The sequence below is a fragment of the Algoriphagus sp. CAU 1675 genome (assembly GCF_029222925.1).
Lineage (GTDB): Bacteria > Bacteroidota > Bacteroidia > Cytophagales > Cyclobacteriaceae > Algoriphagus.
In genome coordinates, this window is record NZ_JARHUI010000006.1 from 342316 (window position 1) to 359684 (window position 17369).

15 protein-coding genes and 1 tRNA gene are annotated in these 17369 nt (G+C 40.3%); 11 read left to right on the top strand and 5 right to left on the bottom strand.

What is annotated here, in order from left to right; translation table 11 throughout:
• Positions 1-6: 6 nt before the first annotated feature.
• On the top strand, positions 7-1404 hold the full coding sequence (hslU, locus tag P2G54_RS15400) for an ATP-dependent protease ATPase subunit HslU (RefSeq protein ID WP_275872456.1): 1398 nt from the start codon (positions 7-9) through the stop codon (positions 1402-1404).
• Between the two features lie 148 nt (positions 1405-1552).
• A complete protein-coding gene (locus P2G54_RS15405; RefSeq protein WP_275872439.1) occupies positions 1553-2287 on the top strand; it encodes an SDR family NAD(P)-dependent oxidoreductase in 735 nt (244 codons plus the stop codon).
• Here the strand turns inward: P2G54_RS15405 and P2G54_RS15410 are convergent.
• Positions 2284-2775, bottom strand: coding sequence for a histidine phosphatase family protein (locus P2G54_RS15410; protein ID WP_275872440.1), 492 nt, complete (start codon positions 2773-2775; stop codon positions 2284-2286). The genes P2G54_RS15405 and P2G54_RS15410 overlap by 4 nt on opposite strands.
• Positions 2776-2864: 89 nt before the next feature.
• Between P2G54_RS15410 and P2G54_RS15415 the strand changes: the two genes are divergently transcribed.
• The 3 genes from P2G54_RS15415 (at position 2865) to P2G54_RS15425 (ending at position 5383) form a co-directional block, all read left to right on the top strand.
• Positions 2865-3056, top strand: a complete 192-nt coding sequence (locus P2G54_RS15415) for a cold shock domain-containing protein (RefSeq protein ID WP_275872441.1) — start codon at positions 2865-2867, stop codon at positions 3054-3056.
• Positions 3057-3308: 252 nt separating this feature from the next.
• Complete coding sequence (locus P2G54_RS15420; protein WP_275872442.1) at positions 3309-3737, top strand: Hsp20/alpha crystallin family protein; 429 nt, start codon at positions 3309-3311, stop codon at positions 3735-3737.
• A gap of 152 nt (positions 3738-3889) precedes the next feature.
• Positions 3890-5383, top strand: a complete 1494-nt coding sequence (locus P2G54_RS15425; RefSeq protein WP_275872443.1) for a trypsin-like peptidase domain-containing protein — start codon at positions 3890-3892, stop codon at positions 5381-5383.
• Between the two features lie 67 nt (positions 5384-5450).
• Here the strand turns inward: P2G54_RS15425 and clpX are convergent, their stop codons facing one another.
• From clpX to P2G54_RS15445, 4 genes are all read right to left on the bottom strand, one after another.
• Positions 5451-6677, bottom strand: a complete 1227-nt coding sequence (gene clpX, locus P2G54_RS15430) for an ATP-dependent Clp protease ATP-binding subunit ClpX (RefSeq protein WP_275872444.1) — start codon at positions 6675-6677, stop codon at positions 5451-5453.
• Positions 6677-7351, bottom strand: a complete 675-nt coding sequence (locus tag P2G54_RS15435; RefSeq protein WP_275872445.1) for an ATP-dependent Clp protease proteolytic subunit — start codon at positions 7349-7351, stop codon at positions 6677-6679. Before P2G54_RS15435 ends, clpX begins: the two co-directional genes overlap by 1 nt.
• A 74-nt stretch (positions 7352-7425) precedes the next feature.
• The gene (tig, locus tag P2G54_RS15440; RefSeq protein ID WP_275872446.1) at positions 7426-8754 is read right to left on the bottom strand and encodes a trigger factor; all 1329 of its coding nucleotides are present in this window, start codon (positions 8752-8754) and stop codon (positions 7426-7428) included.
• A gap of 93 nt (positions 8755-8847) precedes the next feature.
• Positions 8848-8929, bottom strand: a tRNA-Leu gene (locus P2G54_RS15445).
• Between the two features lie 162 nt (positions 8930-9091).
• Here P2G54_RS15445 and P2G54_RS15450 point away from each other — a divergent pair.
• The 6 genes from P2G54_RS15450 to P2G54_RS15475 all read left to right on the top strand — a co-directional run bounded on the left by P2G54_RS15450 (position 9092) and on the right by P2G54_RS15475 (position 17063).
• Entirely contained in the window at positions 9092-11311 is a 2220-nt protein-coding gene (locus P2G54_RS15450) for a bifunctional (p)ppGpp synthetase/guanosine-3',5'-bis(diphosphate) 3'-pyrophosphohydrolase (RefSeq protein WP_275872447.1), read from the top strand.
• 54 nt (positions 11312-11365) lie between these two features.
• On the top strand, positions 11366-11833 hold the full coding sequence (locus P2G54_RS15455; protein ID WP_275872448.1) for a transcriptional repressor: 468 nt from the start codon (positions 11366-11368) through the stop codon (positions 11831-11833).
• A 3-nt stretch (positions 11834-11836) separates the two neighbouring features.
• Complete coding sequence (locus tag P2G54_RS15460) at positions 11837-12178, top strand: STAS domain-containing protein (RefSeq protein ID WP_275872449.1); 342 nt, start codon at positions 11837-11839, stop codon at positions 12176-12178.
• Between the two features lie 161 nt (positions 12179-12339).
• Positions 12340-13611 (top strand): adenylosuccinate synthase, encoded by a 1272-nt coding sequence (locus P2G54_RS15465; protein ID WP_275872450.1) that lies wholly within the window; start codon positions 12340-12342, stop codon positions 13609-13611.
• Between the two features lie 105 nt (positions 13612-13716).
• Entirely contained in the window at positions 13717-16044 is a 2328-nt protein-coding gene (locus P2G54_RS15470; protein WP_275872451.1) for a PKD domain-containing protein, read from the top strand.
• Entirely contained in the window at positions 16041-17063 is a 1023-nt protein-coding gene (locus P2G54_RS15475; protein ID WP_275872452.1) for a type IX secretion system membrane protein PorP/SprF, read from the top strand. The genes P2G54_RS15470 and P2G54_RS15475 overlap by 4 nt, the downstream gene beginning before the upstream one ends.
• The last annotated feature ends 306 nt before the right edge of the window (positions 17064-17369 follow it).

The following is a 17369-nucleotide window of genomic DNA, read 5'->3' on the forward strand; positions in this document are numbered from 1 at the left end:
TCAATGATGGATCAAATTAGCTCACTTACTCCAAGACAGATAGTCGCTGAACTGGATAAATATATTATAGGTCAAAATGACGCCAAAAGGAATGTAGCCATTGCACTGAGAAACAGGATTCGAAGAATGATGGTGAAATCTGAAATTCAGAAAGACATAGTTCCAAACAATATCTTAATGATTGGCTCTACCGGGGTGGGGAAAACAGAGATTGCCCGCCGTTTGGCAAAAGTTGCCCAAGCTCCTTTTACCAAGGTTGAAGCATCCAAATTCACTGAGGTAGGGTACGTAGGCAGAGATGTAGAAAGTATGGTAAGGGACTTGGTTGAGCAGTCTATTCATTTGGTGAGGGAAGTGAAGAATGAAGCGGTAAAGACCAAAGCGGCAGAATCGGTTGAAGAGATTATTTTGGATATTTTGATTCCGCCTGTCAAAGGTTCCGGAATTACCCGCAATCTTCCTTCGACGGCTTCTCAAGAAGAAGAGCTTACTTCTGATTCGGAGTTGAATGAAAGGACCCGTGAACGTTTCCGAGAAAAATTAAGAAATGGGGAACTGGATGAAAGAAAGATTGAGATCAATGTAAAGGCAACTTCACCAGTTGGAATCGGAATGATTGGAAACGGGTTGATCGATGATGCGAGTATGGCAGGCTTGCAGGATATGATCTCAGGGATGATGCCCAAGAAAACTAAGAAAAGAAAACTTAGTATTGCTGAGGCAAGGAAGGTTTTAATGGAAGAGGAAACCTCCAAGCTGATAGACTTCGATGAAGTAAAGGAAGAAGCGATTCGATTGGCTGAAAATAATGGGATTATTTTTATCGATGAGATCGATAAAATTGCTTCTAAATCCGGAAAAAACGGTGGGGGACCCGATGTCAGCAGGGAAGGGGTTCAGCGTGACCTGCTTCCTATTGTGGAGGGTTCATCGGTAAATACCAAATACGGAGTAATCAATACAGATCACATTTTGTTCATTGCAGCGGGGGCTTTTCATGTTAGCAAACCTTCGGATTTAATCCCTGAACTCCAAGGAAGATTCCCGATCCGTGTGGAATTGAATAGCTTGACTCAAGAAGATTTTTCCAGGATTTTAAGAGAACCTAAAAATGCTCTGACAAAACAATACCAAGCTTTGTTCGAAGCAGAGAAGGTGTATTTGGAGTTTAATGAGGAGGCCATTGAAGAAATTGCTCGATTGGCATTTTTGATTAATCAGGAAGTAGAAAATATTGGGGCTAGAAGACTGCACACGGTAATGAGTCAATTGTTGAATGATTTTCTGTTTGAGGTTCCAGATACAATTGAGCCAAATTCAAGGATTATGGTAACCAAGGAAATGGTGGAGGAGCGTCTAAACACCTTGGTCAAAAACAGGGATTTGTCCCAATATATTCTTTAAATAAAAAGCGATAAACCCGAAATCAATGCATTTTGTATCGGGTTTATTGCTTTTTAAATCCACTTTTTTGATTTTTTTTCATTTTATTTCTCCAAAAATGAAAAATTGGGATGAATCTTGTTAGAGATTTGCAAAATCACCCAATTGCATGAAAAAATCTCTACTTATTCTTACTGGTCATTCCAAAGGCTTGGGAAAAGCTACCTTGGATCAATATTTGAAAAAACCTGGATTTCAAGTTATTGCTATTTCTAGGACCAATCTGGAAAATTCTGCAGAGAACCTGACTCAGCTTGATCTTGATCTTTCTGAGTTGGATGTTTTGGAAAATAACCTTAGGACTATTTTTCCCCAAGAAGATTTTGAGGAGGTTGTTTTGATCAATAATGCAGGTTGGATTGGAGAGATTAAGCCGATCGGGGAATTGCATCCTGCTGAGCTTAGAAAGCAAATAAATCTCAATTTATTGGCTCCCATGTATCTTACCAATGCTTTTATCAAAGCTTACAAGACAACAGCAGGGAAAAAAGTTGTTTGTAATATCAGTTCGGGTGCTGCAAGCAGGCCGGTTTCTGGTTGGGGAGGCTATTGCAGTACCAAAGCAGCCCTTGCTATGTTTACCATGGTAGCTGCAAAGGAATCTTCAAGTCCTAATTTTAAATTTTACAGCTTGGCTCCCGGAGTCGTGGATACCGATATGCAGCAAAACATACGAGAGGCCTCAAAGGAGGATTTTCCAGAATTGGATAAGTTCCAAAAATATAAATCCAATGGCGATTTGAGTAAAGCACAGGATGTAGCGGCTAAAATCGAATTCATGCTTTCCCATGTGGAAAAATTCCCGGAGGTAATTCAAGATGTTCGTAATTTTGAAGTTGCTTAGGGTTTTAATTTGGGATAATCCAAAAACCAAAAATCCACAGTAGAAGGTGAAAGCCTCCTCCAGCTATCTTCCTTGAGCTTAAATGCATATTGTCCTGCTGTGGGGAGATTTTCAAGATTTCCACCTAGGTAGGCAATCAAATCATTTAGTCCAGGATTGTGTCCTACTAGCACAATGGTTTTGATGGAGTCTTTCTGTTGGTGGATGTATTTAAGAATGGTATTTGGGGAGGCGTGATACAGATTTTTTTCTTTAATGATTTTATGGGAAGGATAGCCTAATTCATTGGCGATTATTTCCGCCGTTTGAATGGCCCTGAGCGCTGAAGAGCTTAAAATCAGGTCAGGTGAAACCTGCCTTTTTTTTAATCTTTTCCCCATTTTTGGTGCATCCCGAAGTCCCCGCTCAGCAAGTGGACGTTCGTAATCATCGGCCCAAGGGTTGTCCCAGGAGGATTTCGCATGTCTTATCAAAATAATTTTTTTCATTTTCTCAAATTAAAAAATGATTATTTTGTTTTTTTTGAATGAATATTTACATTTAATGCACTTTCAATTACAATTTATAACAATTTATTATGTTTACCGGAACAGTAAAATTTTACAATGAAGCCAAAGGTTTTGGATTTATCGTTGACGATGAGTCTCAAAACGATGTCTTCGTACACGCAACCGGCTTGGTGGATAAAGTTGCTCAAAATGACAAAGTAACATATGACGTCAAGGATGGTAAAAAAGGGCCAAACGCCATCAACGTCAAAAAAGCCTAATTGCGCTTTTGAAGTTCTTGTTTTAGTGATTCCCCTGAAGTTTTCCTTCAGGGGTTTTTTATTTTAGATTCCTTGTTGCTGACTTTTTTCGAGCTTTCTTATGAAGTTCTAAGACAGCAGAAACAACTGGTTTTGCGGATAAAATGACAGTTTTTGTAGAGTTTTCTTAAGTAAAGAAGACAAAATGACTTGTTTTTCTGCTTGGTACGCAATTCTCTGAATAGAGTCTGTAAACATTAAACCAACAAAACCATGAAACTTACAAGATTTAACCAACTTGATCCAGTTTTTCCTTCTGGATTCAATGGGATTTTAAACAAGTTTATCAATGAGTCCTTCAATGATGTGAGTAGGAGATTCAGCCCTGCTGTAGATATTTCCGAAGATGAAAAAGCATTTGAAATCGAAGTGGCACTTCCGGGTATGAAAAAAAATGACTTCAATGTGGACTTGACGGATGGAAGATTGACGATTTCTGGTGAGCGAAAGTTCGAAGAAAAAAAAGAAGGTAAGAACTATCATAGTATGGAGACCCAGTTTGGATCATTTTCAAGATCCTTCTATGTCCCTGATAATATTTTAGTGGAAAAAGTTGAAGCTTTCTATGAAGATGGGGTTCTGAAAGTCACTCTGCCTAAGGCTGAACAAAAAGTCACCAAGGCAAAAATCGAGGTGAAATAATATAGAGTGGAGGAACCCACTCTTCTTTTTTAGCTTTATTCTAAAGGGAAGTAAAAAGCGGTTAATTCTTGTTAATTTGAACCTATTGGTTAACCCTAAAGCACTTTATTTGAGTCTTAACTTATGAACCTTAAATTAGATACAAATACATTATGAGCAAAAAACAATTCTTTCTTGGAATGCTACTGGCCTCTGTGATCGGAGGTTTTATTGCTTTGGCAGGGTTGAGTTTTTTGATTCAACCCCAAAAGGCAAGCAGTTTTGATGAAAAACAACAGACTAGTTTTGTCAACTTATTGTCTGGAGAAAACTTCAATATACCAGACGGCATCAATTTCGTTGCCTCTGCTGAAATTGTCACTCCGGCTGTAGTCCATGTAAAAAGTACACTTTCCTATTCAGGTAGATCGGAAAGAGACCCTATGCAGGAACTTTTCGGCTTTCCTCCAAGGGGAAATCAGGGAATGCAGGTGCCTATGAGCACTGGTTCCGGAGTTATTATTTCTTCTGACGGTTACATCGTTACCAACAATCACGTGGTAGAGGATGCGTCTCAGATAGATATTTCTCTGGAAAACAACAAAAGGTATACAGCTCAAGTGATTGGAACCGATCCGACCACAGATCTTGCTCTTCTAAAAATCGATGCAGAGAATCTTCCATTTGTAAAATTTGGTAACTCTGATGACATGAAGGTAGGAGAATGGGTGTTGGCAGTGGGCAATCCCTTTAACCTGAACTCTACAGTAACTGCCGGGATTATCTCTGCAAAAGCTCGGAATATCGGCATTTTGAGAGGTTCGGTCGAGAATAACTTACAGGTTGAATCATTTCTCCAAACAGATGCTGTTGTGAATCCTGGGAATTCAGGTGGAGCTTTGGTGAACCTTGCCGGGGAATTGATTGGGATTAATACAGCCATTGCCTCCAACACAGGCTCATTTGCAGGGTATTCATTTGCTGTTCCTAGTAGTTTGGTCAAAAAAGTTATGGATGACCTGATGAAGTACGGTGCTGTACAAAGAGGACTTCTTGGGGTTAGCATTCAGGATGTGTCTCCTGAGTTGCAAGAAAGCCTGAAAATTGAGCTTCCTGTGGATCAGGGCGTTTATATAGCAGGGGTTAATGACAACAGTGGAGGAAAAGAAGCGGGTTTGGAAATTGGAGATGTGATTGTGTCTGTAGATGGAAGAGAAACCAACAATGTAGCTACTCTTCAGGAAATGGTGGCTAGAAAGCGGCCAGGGGATGAAGTTTCCTTGGAATATATCCGTGACGGTAAAAAATACAGCACCAGAGCTACTCTGAAAAATTTTGCCGGAGACACAGAAATAGTGAAGCGGGAAATTCCTAAAACCTATTCCTTCGAGGGAGTAATATTTGAAGACCTCTCTGCCAAACAAAAAGAGTCACTTGATATTTCTGGTGGAGCGATGATTTCTTCAGTAAATGGAATGAACTGGAGAAGGGCAGGAGCAAGACCTGGTTTTATTGTTACTTCACTGATTGGGAATGACGGTAGAATCCGTGTAAGCGATGCCGAAGGTCTAATCGAAACCCTCAATGATCTGAGCGGACAAGAAATTGTAGTTTTGGGAATGTTCCAGGACGGTACTGAATACTATTTTGAGGTGGAACTAGAGTAAAGTTTCAAAAAAGCATAAAAAAAAATGCCCGGGTTAAAATCCGGGCATTTTTGTTTTTTATAGACCTTTAGGCTACCTGAAGGCGCTTGAATTTAGATTTATCAAATTTTGTACGAGCATATTCCTCGTTGATGATGAGCTCTTTTACATTTTCATCAGATGGAAGCTCATACATCGCATCAGTGATGATAGCTTCACAGATGGAACGCAGCCCTCTTGCTCCAAGGTTGAATTCTACGGCTTTGTCTACAATAAAATCAATACCGCTTTCTGCAAAGGTCAGTTTAACACCTTCCATTTCCAGTAATTTGGTATACTGCTTTACCAGAGCATTTTTTGGTTCAGTAAGGATTTTCTTAAGAGCTTCCCTATCCAGAGGATCAAGGTGAGTGAGGACCGGAAGTCTTCCGATCAACTCAGGGATCAAACCAAAAGCTTTCAAGTCCTGTGCTGTCACGTATTGCAAAAGATTTTCGCGGTCTGCGATTATCGTGCCTTTTTCCTTGCTGAAGCCCAAAGGTTGGGTGTTCAGTCGTTTGGCTATGTGTCTTCCAATTCCGTCAAAAGCGCCGCCGCAGATAAATAGAATGTTTTCCGTATTAACTGCAATCATTTTCTGGTCAGGATGCTTTCTGCCTCCTTGTGGTGGGACATTTACAACGGTCCCTTCCAAAAGCTTCAATAAAGCTTGCTGAACACCCTCTCCACTTACATCGCGGGTAATGGATGGGTTATCTGATTTTCTGGCAATTTTATCGATCTCATCGATGTAGACAATTCCTCGTTCCGCTGCTTCCACATTGTAGTCAGCAGATTGAAGTAATCTTGTCAGAATACTTTCCACGTCTTCACCCACATATCCTGCTTCAGTCAAAACTGTTGCATCCGCAATGCAGAAAGGTACTTCCAAGGTTTTTGCCAAGGTTTTTGCTAAATAAGTCTTTCCGGTGCCGGTATCTCCAACCATGATGATGTTCGATTTTTCAATCTTTACTTCATCAGGATCAGCTTTCTGCTGAAGACGCTTGTAATGGTTGTAAACGGCAACTGTCAAAACCTTTTTGGCGTCTTCCTGACCAATAACATACTGGTTTAGATAGGAAGTCAATTCCTTTGGTTTTTTAAGTTTGAATTTCGGTTTTCCAGAACTGCTTTTCTTGGTTTTTTCTTCTTCCCCAAGAATCGTATGAGCTTGTTCTATACAGAAATTACAGATGTGTGCCGATATACCGGAGACCATGAGGTCCACATCCTTTTTATTTCTACCGCAAAATGAGCAGGTAACTTGAGCCATTAAACTGGTTTTTTAACTAATACTTCATCAATTAGGCCGTATTCTTTGGCCTCTGGAGCCTTCAACCAGTAATCCCTGTCTGAGTCTCTTTCGATTTCCTCGTAGGTTTTGCCGGTGTGATTTGCTAAAATCTGATACAGTTCCTGACGCATGGAAAGGATAAGCTTAAGGGATATTTCCATGTCCTTGGACTGACCTTGCATTCCTCCTGATGGCTGGTGGATCATAACCCTTGAGTGCTGAAGAGCAGATCTTTTGTCTTTAGCGCCCCCTGCCAGCAATACGGCACCCATAGAAGCAGCGATACCTGTACAGATGGTAGCCACATCTGGTCCTATGTACTGCATAGTGTCATAGATGCCGAGCCCTGCAGTAACTGAGCCACCCGGACTGTTGATGTACAACAAGACGTCTTTTTTGGAGTCAACAGATTCCAAAAACAAAAGTTGAGCAATGATAATGTTTGCGATATGGTCATCTACCGGGGTCCCCAAAAAGATGATTCTGTCCATGATAAGCCTGGAAAACACATCAATTTCACGGAAATTGGAAGGTCTTTCCTCGATCACAGAACGTGTCATGTTTTCGATGTGCTGCGTATATTGGTCAAATGCCGTTCCGCTGACGCCTTGATTGTGTATGGCGAACTTTCTGAAATCTTCTTTATTGATCATGATAATGTTTGTTGTGGTAAACAAAAATAAAAAAAGCCCTTAAATAAGGACTTTTTTATATGTTTTAAAGTGGATTACTTTTCTAAAAGTTCCTTGAAATCATCAATACTGATATCCTTTTCCTTCATCGCGATTTTTTCTTGAACGAAGGCTAAAACTTTGTCATTTTGAACAGATGTCAGCATGTTCATATAGTTTTGACCGTCGTTACCTTTGAGGTAATTGTCAACAAACATATCCATGCTTTCTTCCATTTGGGATCCAAGTCCAGAAGAAGCAAATTGTTCTCGGATCATTTCTTTGGTCTTTTCGATCACATCAGCATGCTCTGCCTGGATTTGATTTGCTTTTGCAAGCTCATTGGAAACCAATGACCAGATTAGTTGCTTGGCATAGATAGGGAATTCTTTTTCCACATCTTCTTCGGTAACCTTACCTTCATTCGCTTTGAACAACCACTCTTTCAAAAAGTCTTCAGGTAGATCCAAGTTTGCTTTTTCAACCAAAACCTTTTTCAATTCTTCCTCTGTAAACACCTTTGACTCTCTGTCATAGCTGGCTTGAAGTGTCTCTCTTACTTTTTCAGTAAATTCCTCTTCAGTTTTCACTTGGTCAGGACCGAAGATTTTGTCGAAGAACTCTTGGTTCATCTCGGCTTCTTTGGTGCGGTTGATGTTTTTCACGGTAAAAGTGAAAGCACCTTTGGTGTGTTCCAATTCATCCTTGGAAAGGCCAAATGCCTCAGACCATTCTCCTTTTTTAACCTCTTTGCCATCAAATTCCACAACGGTATCTTTTCCGATTCCGATGAATTTTCCTGCAAATTTCTTAGTGACCTTTGACAAAGGAAGAGAAAGGGTTTTAGAGAAGTCTCCTTCAGTTGATTTCAAGTCACCATAGATGTTGTCACCGGCTTCAGAGGTCTCTGGATTGCTGCTTTCGCCGTACTGGGACTTCAGGTTTTCTATGGTTTCATTGACCAGCTTATCGTCAACTTTAATGGAATATTTGGTCGCCTTGATTTTGGAATCCAAAGGAAGTTCGAAATTCTCAATAAATCCGATTTTGTATTCGAATTCAAAATCCTTCTGGTTTTTCCAGTCGATTTTGTCCTCTGTAGACTCAACAGGAAGAGGGTCTCCCAAGACTCTGAAAGTTTGTTCCTTAAGGTATCCATTTAGAGCTTCTCCTAAAATGGTATTGATTTCCTCAACCAAAAGGGAAGTCCCATACATGTTTTTCACCATAGAAACAGGCGCTTTGCCAGGTCTAAAGCCTCTGATATTGGCTTTCTTGGCATAGTCTTTCAGTTTCGCATCAACCTTAGGTTGATAATCTGCTTCTGTTAGTTTAATTTTAATAGAAGCTTGATTTGCTGAATGCTTGTCTAGTGTGATTTCCAAGGCGCTTAAAATTTAAGATGAGTTGAACTAAAAACCCCCAATCTCTTTCCTGCTTCGCAAAGACAGTGTAGTGATTGAGGGTTCGGTATGTTGTGCGGATGGAGGGACTCGAACCCCCATGCCTCGCGGCGCTAGATCCTAAGTCTAGTGCGTCTACCAATTTCGCCACATCCGCAATAAATCTCAATTTTTCGCCGAGTTGATTTTCCGGTTTCAAATTGTGGATGCAAAGGTAGATACTAATTTACAATTTGCAAGTGCTGATGAAAAAAAAATATTTTCAAAAAGCATGTTTCCTTGATTGCCCCTTCCCATTTTTGTAGTAAATTCCTATTGTATGATTCAAGTGGATTTAGAAGAAGAAAGAAAAGAGATTCTCAAACGGTATCGGAAATTGCTCCGGTTAGCCAAACCCTTTCTGAAAGATGGTGATGCCAAGCTAATAAAAAAGGCATTTAATGTTTCCTTGGAGGCTCATAGGCACATGCGTCGCAAATCTGGGGAACCTTATATATACCATCCTTTAGAGGTGGCCTTGGTTTGTGTGGAAGAAATCGGTCTTGGGACTACATCCATTGTTTCTGCACTGCTGCATGACGTGGTTGAGGATACCGATTGGGAACTTGAAGACATCGAAAGAGAATTTGGGCACAAGGTCATGACGATTATAGATGGACTGACCAAGATTGCAGGTGTGTTTGAATACGGAAGTTCTCAACAGGCCGAAAACTTTAGGAAGATGCTCCTGACCCTATCCGATGATGTTCGGGTGATCTTAATAAAATTGGCCGACAGGTTGAACAATATGAGGACTTTGTCTTCAATGCCTAGGCATAAACAGTTGAAGATTGCATCTGAGACAATGTACCTGTATGCTCCGCTCGCCCACAGACTTGGCTTGTATGCCATAAAATCTGAGCTGGAGGATCTTTACCTAAAGTATACCGAAGCGGAAAGTTACAGGGACATAGTCCAAAAGATCAACGAATCTAAATCCTACAGAAATAAATTTATCAGAAGTTTTGTTCAACCTGTAGAAGAGGAGTTGGAAAGGCAAGGTTTTAAATTCACCATCAAAGGAAGGCCCAAATCTGTTTATTCCATTTACAATAAAATGAAGAAACAGGGAATTCCTTTTGAGGAGGTATATGATCTTTTTGCAGTAAGAATAATATTGGATAGTGATTTAGAGAATGAAAAAGCAGATTGTTGGCAGGTTTATTCTATCGTCACGGACTTTTATAGGCCTAATCCAGACAGATTGAGAGACTGGATCAGTACTCCCCGTTCCAATGGTTATGAGTCTCTTCATACGACTGTTATGAGCAATACTGGCCAATGGGTTGAGGTTCAGATAAGGACTACCCGCATGGATGATATTGCAGAAAGAGGGTATGCTGCCCATTGGAAATACAAGGAAAAAGACTCGGGAGGAAAATCCACTTCAGGATTGGATGATTGGATCGGGCAGGTAAGAAGTATGCTGGAATCCAATGATGGGAATGCCATTGAGTTTATGGATGATTTCAGGGGCAACTTGTTTCATGAGGAGGTTTTCGTTTTTACCCCAAAAGGAGATTTGAAAGTTTTGCCCTTCGGAGCCACGGCTTTGGATTTTGCATTTGAGATCCATACAGAGGTGGGGGCCAAGTGTATAGGAGCCAAGGTCAATCAGAGACTTGTCCCAATCAATCATAAATTAAAAAATGGAGATCAGGTAGAAATACTCACTTCCAATAAGCAGAAGCCTACAGAGGACTGGCTAAACAATGTGGTGACCTCAAGGGCTAAAGCGAAGATTAAAGATGCGCTAAGGGAAGAAAAAAAATCTTCGATTTTGGATGGTAAGGAGATTGTCCAGCGTAAGCTCAAGCAGATGAAGATGGAGTTCAACTCCGAAACGGTGGAGAAATTGAGAGCTTATTTTGAACTGAAGACCGCGAATGACTTTTATTATCGGGTTGGAAAAGGGATCATCGATTCTACCTCAATCAAATCCTTTAAGGACTTCAAGGATACCCAAAAACTCCGACAAAAATCCATGCAGGAAAAAGTAAAAGACGAGTTATCTTTTACCAAGGAAATCAAAAGCCTCAAAGGTCCTGATCATGATCAATTGTTGATAGGAGAGGATATGGATGTGGTGGACTATATTTTGGCAAAGTGCTGTAACCCCATACCAGGAGACGATGTTTTTGGTTTTGTAACCGTCAACGAGGGGATTAAAATTCACAGAACTTCATGTCCAAATGCCTTGGAGCTTTTGTCCAATCATGGGAATAGAGTGATCAAAGCTAGATGGACTAGCCAAAAGGAAATTGCCTTTTTGGCTGGGCTTCATATAATTGGTACAGATCGGGTTGGTTTGATCAATGACTTGACCAAGGTGATTTCCAATGAATTAAAAGTAAATATGCGCTCTATTACCGTAGATTCTGATGCGGGTGTTTTTGAAGGAACTATCAAGTTGTACGTACACAGTACCAGTCATTTGGATCAATTGATGAAAAACCTTTCCCAAGTGGAAGGGATAATTAAGGTTACACGTTTTGATTAAAAGCTTGAATCAATTTTGTCCAACAAAAGTTATATTTGAAAAAAATAGCCTGCAATGTCTTTGAATGCCACCCTTTTCGAAGAGGTCAAAAAAATTTTTACCGCATATCTTGAAAATCAAAAACTCCGGAAAACTCCGGAGCGGTATGCGATTCTCGAAGAAATTTACAGTCGTACAGGACACTTTGATGTAGAGTCTCTCTACATCAGCATGAAAAACAAAAATTACCGGGTCAGTAGGGCAACGGTGTACAATACCTTGGATCTATTGGTGGAGTGCGATTTGGTTACCAAGCATCAATTTGGTAAAAATCTGGCTCAGTTCGAGAAATCTTACGGCTATAAGCAGCACGATCACCTAATTTGCGTTGATTGCAATCAAGTACTTGAATTTTGTGATCCGCGTATCCAAAATATCCAAAATACCGTAGGAGATATCTTAAACTTCAAGGTGCTGCACCATTCCCTGATTTTGTATGGTGCCTGCTCCAAAGAAAATTGTGAAAACAGACCAAGTGAATAACCCATGAAATTGACTTACCAGCTAGAAAAGAGTCCAAAGGCTCATTACTTACATATACAAGGAGATTTGATTGGAGATGAGGTAGGACCCAAACTTGTAGAGTTGGTGTCTGATGCGGTTCAGGAAGGTGTCAGGAATTTTGTGGTAGACCTTAGTGAAGTTAGATATATCAGTTCCAGTGGAATTGGATTATTGATTACCATGCTGACAAAAATGAGAAATGTAGGAGGGGAAGTGTTGCTGACTTCTCCCTCAGAGCATGTAAAAAAATTGCTAATCATCACAAAGCTCAATAATATATTCACGGTTTATGATTCGATTCAGGCAGCTAAAGATGCCATTTGAAAGGAAACCTCTTGATTAATGAGAGCTCTCGGAAGAGGGCTTTTTTTGTTTCTTGAACTACCAGAAATAATAAATAGCCTTTTTCCCTTGGTTTTCTTTGGGCTTATCGCAAATTTCGCCCTTCAAAAAGACTTTGCATAACTGATTAGACCGCACTTCAAATGAAGATGGACGTACTTCTGGGTCTCCAATGGGGAGATGAAGGAAAAGGAAAAATTGTAGATGTTTTGGCTCCTGAATATGAAATTGTTGCTCGATTTCAGGGAGGACCCAATGCAGGACATACACTTGAATTCGATGGAATCAAGCACGTACTACATCAAATACCCTCTGGGATTTTTAGATCCCAAATCCTAAATATCATTGGAAACGGGGTCGTTTTGGATCCTATTGTTTTGAAAAGGGAGATTGAAGGCCTCGGGAAGTTTTCCATCGATTACATGAAAAACCTGGTGATTTCCAAGAAAGCCACCATCATTATTCCTACCCATAAATTACTCGATGCTGCCTACGAGCAGTCAAAAGGGGATAAAAAAATCGGTTCCACACTGAAGGGGATCGGGCCAACTTACCAAGATAAAATTGGAAGGTCAGCGTTGAGAGTTGGGGATATTTTGGCTAATGATTTTAAAGAAAAATACAATACTCTTGTAGAAAAACATAAAACTACCCTTTCATTTCATCAATACCCGCTTGATGCCCTTGCGGAAATGGAGGAACAGTTTTTTGCCGCAATTGAGTTTTTCAAAACCCTCAATTTGATTGACAGCGAATACGTAGTTAATGATGCCTTGGAATCCAATAAGCGGATCCTTGCTGAGGGAGCGCAAGGTTCATTGCTGGATGTGGATTTTGGGTCCTATCCTTTTGTGACCAGTAGCAGTACAATGGCAGCAGGCGCTTGTACGGGTTTGGGAGTTGCTCCATCTAAAATTGGTGAAGTGTTTGGTATTTTCAAGGCCTATTGCACCCGTGTTGGAAGCGGACCTTTTCCTACAGAGCTTTTTGACAAGACAGGTGAAGACATGAGGAAAGAAGGGAATGAGTTCGGGAGTACAACTGGACGTCCAAGAAGATGCGGATGGTTGGACTTGCCTGCTTTGAAATACTCCATTATGATCAACGGTGTTACGCAGTTGTTTATGATGAAGGCTGATGTTTTGAATATTTTTAAAGAAATCGAAATATGTACTCATTATGAATTGCCAAACGGTGAAAAAATAGACCGTTTAAGTTTTGAAATTTCTGAATCAGAAGTGAAGCCAATTTATAAAGTAATGAAGGGATGGAACTGTTCATTGGAAAACGTCCGCTCTTATGAGGAGTTTCCCGATGAGCTCAAAGCCTATGTGGATTATTTGGAATCAGAATTGAAAGTTCCAATCAAATTGATTTCTGTGGGTCCTGACCGAACCCAGACTATTCAGCGTTGACTGAAAAGGGTTTCAAAATTTAGCCTCTAAACACAAGTTTGGAGGCTTTTTTTTAATTATGGAGTTTTTAACTCTATCTTGGAAGAAGATTCAGACCTTTATTCCTTGAGTTTTCGGATATTATTTTCAGCCTTCTTCCTGTGCTTGATCAGTCTCAATTCATATGGTCAGGTAGGCTTTCCCTATTGCGAGACTTTTGGGGGTAGTACTACCCAATCGGCCACCATCTATGGTGCTGATGCGGTTTTGGTGTCCGGAGTTCTGAGATTGACCTCCAATGAAACTGGTCAAAGGGGCTACGTTTATGTGGATATTCCTTTTTCTTCACTTTTTGGAATCAAGGCTTCCTTTGAGTATTTCAGTTATGGAGGAACAGGAGCAGATGGATTGACATTCTTTCTGTTTGATGCTGCAGTTCCAAATTTTGCAATTGGGGGATTCGGAGGTTCTTTAGGTTATTCCAAGAGGGGCAATGAACCTGGGTTGGCGGGAGCTTATTTAGGAATTGGCTTCGATGAATATGGGAATTTTGGAAATACTTCAGAAGGAAAATCGGGAGGATTTCCCGGAGTTGGAGATGGTTTGGCCCCTGATGCCATTGTAGTAAGAGGCCCGGGAAATGGTTTTTTGGGGTATGACTTCATAATGGGTAAAAGGACAATGGAAGACGGTGTAAATGGACTACCCATTAATCAACAGTTTCCTATCAGTTCGGGAGGAACAGGAACTTCCCGGATTACAACCCCTAATCAGGCAGGATATAGAAAGGTGTTCATTAATTTGGAGCCCAACCCAAATGATGTGGGTTACCTTCTTACCTTAGAAATGGAAGTGACTACTGAGCCAAATAACCCTCGTTTGGTGACGATTTTTGATAAAATACCTTATCAGTTTAGCGCTCCGGATAATTTGAAGGTGGGCTTTTCTGCCTCAACTGGAGGAAGTACTAATTTTCATGAAATCAAAAATTTGATAGTGGAGGTATCCAATGATGAGGGACTTTTAGATCCCGAGGGAGTGGACTTTTCGGATATAGCTTCCTGTGAGGGACAGGAGAACACTTATTTTATAACGGATGAGGAGGTGGTACTGCCAAATCCAAACAGCGTGATCCGCTGTCTACAGTTTTACAAGTCTCTAGATGATATTGAAGAAGAAAGCTCAGACATTTGTTCACAAGGGAAGTGCAGAGAAGAAAATAGGGAGTTGGTATTGGATCAGGGGATTTTTAGAGCTGGAGATGTGGGTGGTGATTTCACTTTTTTTCCCTTTGAAGGATTTACTGGACAAACTGTGACAGTTTTCTATACCATCACCGATAGCTATGGAAAGACCTCTGAGGGAAATTCTATGACTCTGCTGATTCAGGAATCTCCTGAGCCGGTCAGTGTATTCCCGGAAGGTGCCGCTGAGCTCAAAGAATTGGTGAGACTCTGTCCTGAGGAAACTTTCACCTTGGAAGCTAGGGGAGAAGAAGTTTATGAACGATTTGAGTGGTATAAAGATGGAGAACTTTTGGCAGGGGAAGAAGACGCTATATTGACACTGGACAGTGAAGGAGAATATTATGCTGTTGTATATAATAGAAAAAATTGCCCCAGTGTATCAAATATCGTCAAGATTGAATATCCCGAATTCCCTGAACCAGTCTTGAGGCTTCCAGTAGTTGGGTGCGTACCTGGGGAGCCTGTGGATGGTAGAACAGGGATTCTAAATTTTGATTTAAATGCTTTTGATTATCAATTGTCCGATGGAGTAAATACCTGGGTCAATGAGGAAATCGAAGAATTGTTTCAATCAGGTATTTATGAATTAAGGTTGAAACATAAGGACTTGAGTTGTTTTTCCGAACCTTTTCCTTTTGAAATTGTGATTCTGGAAAGGGAGTTACTTGCGGATTTTGAATTTGAAGTTCAAGGTACTGGTATTCAGAATGATGAGGATGGCGGGATTTTTTCCGATGATATACTGCAGTTCATGGATTTGTCAGACGACCGGGCAATAGAATGGTTTTGGGATTTTGGAGACGGTAGTTTTTCCTCAGAAAAGAATCCTACTCATGTTTTTGGAAAAAAAGGAGACTTTGAAATTACCTTGACAATTACGGATGAATACGGATGTCAAAAGTCCGTGAGCAAGCTGCTTTCCATTACCAAAAGCTACAGGATCATGGTTCCCAATGCTTTTACTCCAAATGATTCTGAGAATCAGTATTTCACTCCAAAGTATAAGGGCTTAGTATGTGTGGAATTATTGGTGTTTAATCTTTGGGGAGATCTGATTTTCAGATCAGAGGAATTAAATGGCCAAGGTTGGGATGGGAAGCTTGAGGGTAAATTGCTGGATGCGGGTTGGTTTGTATTTCGCTTCAATGCGGTTTCAGTTGATGGGGAAAAGATTGTCAAGACCGGTAAATTCAAATTGGTAAGATGAAGAGGTTACTATGGGTTTTGGGATTACTATTGTTGCCTTTGACTTTTTCAAATGCTCAAGATGTCCAGTATTCGCAGTTTTATGCCAACCCTTTTTATATAAACCCGGCTTTTGTCGGAAGTACTGATGAAAGAAGAGTGGGGATTAATTTCAGGAATCAATGGCCTGCGTTGGATCAAAGTTTTATTGCCTATACGGCCTATGCTGATTTTTTTTCACCGGAAATAAATTCTGGATTTGGAATGGTGATCTCCGGAGCCAAAGAATCATTTACACAAACTCAGTACAATGAAATTGGATCAGTTTATAGTTATAGATTACATCTTGGTGAACATAACTTCTTGCAGGCAGGTATGCAGGGGAGTTTTTTGATGAGAGATGCTTTTTTTGACGAAGTGATATTAGGATCTCAGTTGGATATAGACAGAGGAGTGGTCATTGGTGAGCCGGGAGCTGGTTTTGAAGAAGATAGTAAAATCCGTGCAGCTGATCTTCATGCAGGATTACTTTTCTATGGGAAGAAAGTTTGGTTTGGGGTTTCCGCCTTTCATCTATTGGAGCCTTCCAATAGTTATTTGGAAATTGACAGGAATTCATTGCCCATTAGGTATTCAGTTCATGGGGGATATCGTTTTCTGCTTTCTCCTGGGGATATCAATGATTATTTCAATAATACCGACCAGGAGCGTTCCATGGCTTTGGCATTCAACTATAAGGAGCAAGGAGTTTTTTCACAATTGGATTTAGGCTTTGAATTTTATTTTGAGCCTTTGGTTTTGGGTTTGTGGTATCGTGGTTTACCAACAAAGTATAATTTGCCTAATAATGAATCATTGGTCGCTTTGATTGGTGTCGCCTTGTCTTCCGGACTAGATATTGGGTATAGTTTTGATTTTTCTGTTTCCAAGTTAGGTCAATCCTACTCTGGAGGGGCGCATGAAATTTCGGTTCGATATGTATTTTCATCCAAAGACCATCGAAAAGGTTATTTGTCGGCCCTTCCTGCTTTCAGATTTTAGGTTTTACAGAAGTTTTCAAGACGAATATTCTGAAAAATTCATGATTTCTATGATAAACTATTGATTGATTGTCACTAAGTCGGATAAAAACGGATGATAATTTGGTAAATTTTTCAGCTTCAATATCAGAGAATTATAAGTTCCTGTACTGATTTTTTGCTTTAGCTATTGTTAGATCGATAATTTCCCGGATATTTGCACTCCCAATCGACGCGAACGGCGGGTTTGGAAGTTGAAATTTTGGTAGAGGGAAAGTTTACAGGGTAAAGAGATGAGGGGCTTGCTGTTTGGCGGTTCTGATTTTTA

Excerpts from the sequence above, each read along its gene's own strand:
- hslU (WP_275872456.1), top strand. The coding sequence starts at position 7 with ATGGATCAAATTAGCTCACTTACTCCAAGACAGATAGTCGCTGAACTG.
- clpX (WP_275872444.1), bottom strand. The coding sequence starts at position 6,677 with ATGGCTCAAGTTACCTGCTCATTTTGCGGTAGAAATAAAAAGGATGTG.
- P2G54_RS15460 (WP_275872449.1), top strand. The coding sequence starts at position 11,837 with ATGAAATTGACTTACCAGCTAGAAAAGAGTCCAAAGGCTCATTACTTA.
- P2G54_RS15455 (WP_275872448.1), top strand. The coding sequence starts at position 11,366 with ATGTCTTTGAATGCCACCCTTTTCGAAGAGGTCAAAAAAATTTTTACC.
- P2G54_RS15475 (WP_275872452.1), top strand. The coding sequence starts at position 16,041 with ATGAAGAGGTTACTATGGGTTTTGGGATTACTATTGTTGCCTTTGACT.
- P2G54_RS15465 (WP_275872450.1), top strand. The coding sequence starts at position 12,340 with ATGAAGATGGACGTACTTCTGGGTCTCCAATGGGGAGATGAAGGAAAA.
- P2G54_RS15405 (WP_275872439.1), top strand. The coding sequence starts at position 1,553 with ATGAAAAAATCTCTACTTATTCTTACTGGTCATTCCAAAGGCTTGGGA.
- P2G54_RS15410 (WP_275872440.1), bottom strand. The coding sequence starts at position 2,775 with ATGAAAAAAATTATTTTGATAAGACATGCGAAATCCTCCTGGGACAAC.
- P2G54_RS15420 (WP_275872442.1), top strand. The coding sequence starts at position 3,309 with ATGAAACTTACAAGATTTAACCAACTTGATCCAGTTTTTCCTTCTGGA.
- P2G54_RS15435 (WP_275872445.1), bottom strand. The coding sequence starts at position 7,351 with ATGATCAATAAAGAAGATTTCAGAAAGTTCGCCATACACAATCAAGGC.
- P2G54_RS15425 (WP_275872443.1), top strand. The coding sequence starts at position 3,890 with ATGAGCAAAAAACAATTCTTTCTTGGAATGCTACTGGCCTCTGTGATC.
- P2G54_RS15450 (WP_275872447.1), top strand. The coding sequence starts at position 9,092 with ATGATTCAAGTGGATTTAGAAGAAGAAAGAAAAGAGATTCTCAAACGG.
- P2G54_RS15415 (WP_275872441.1), top strand. The coding sequence starts at position 2,865 with ATGTTTACCGGAACAGTAAAATTTTACAATGAAGCCAAAGGTTTTGGA.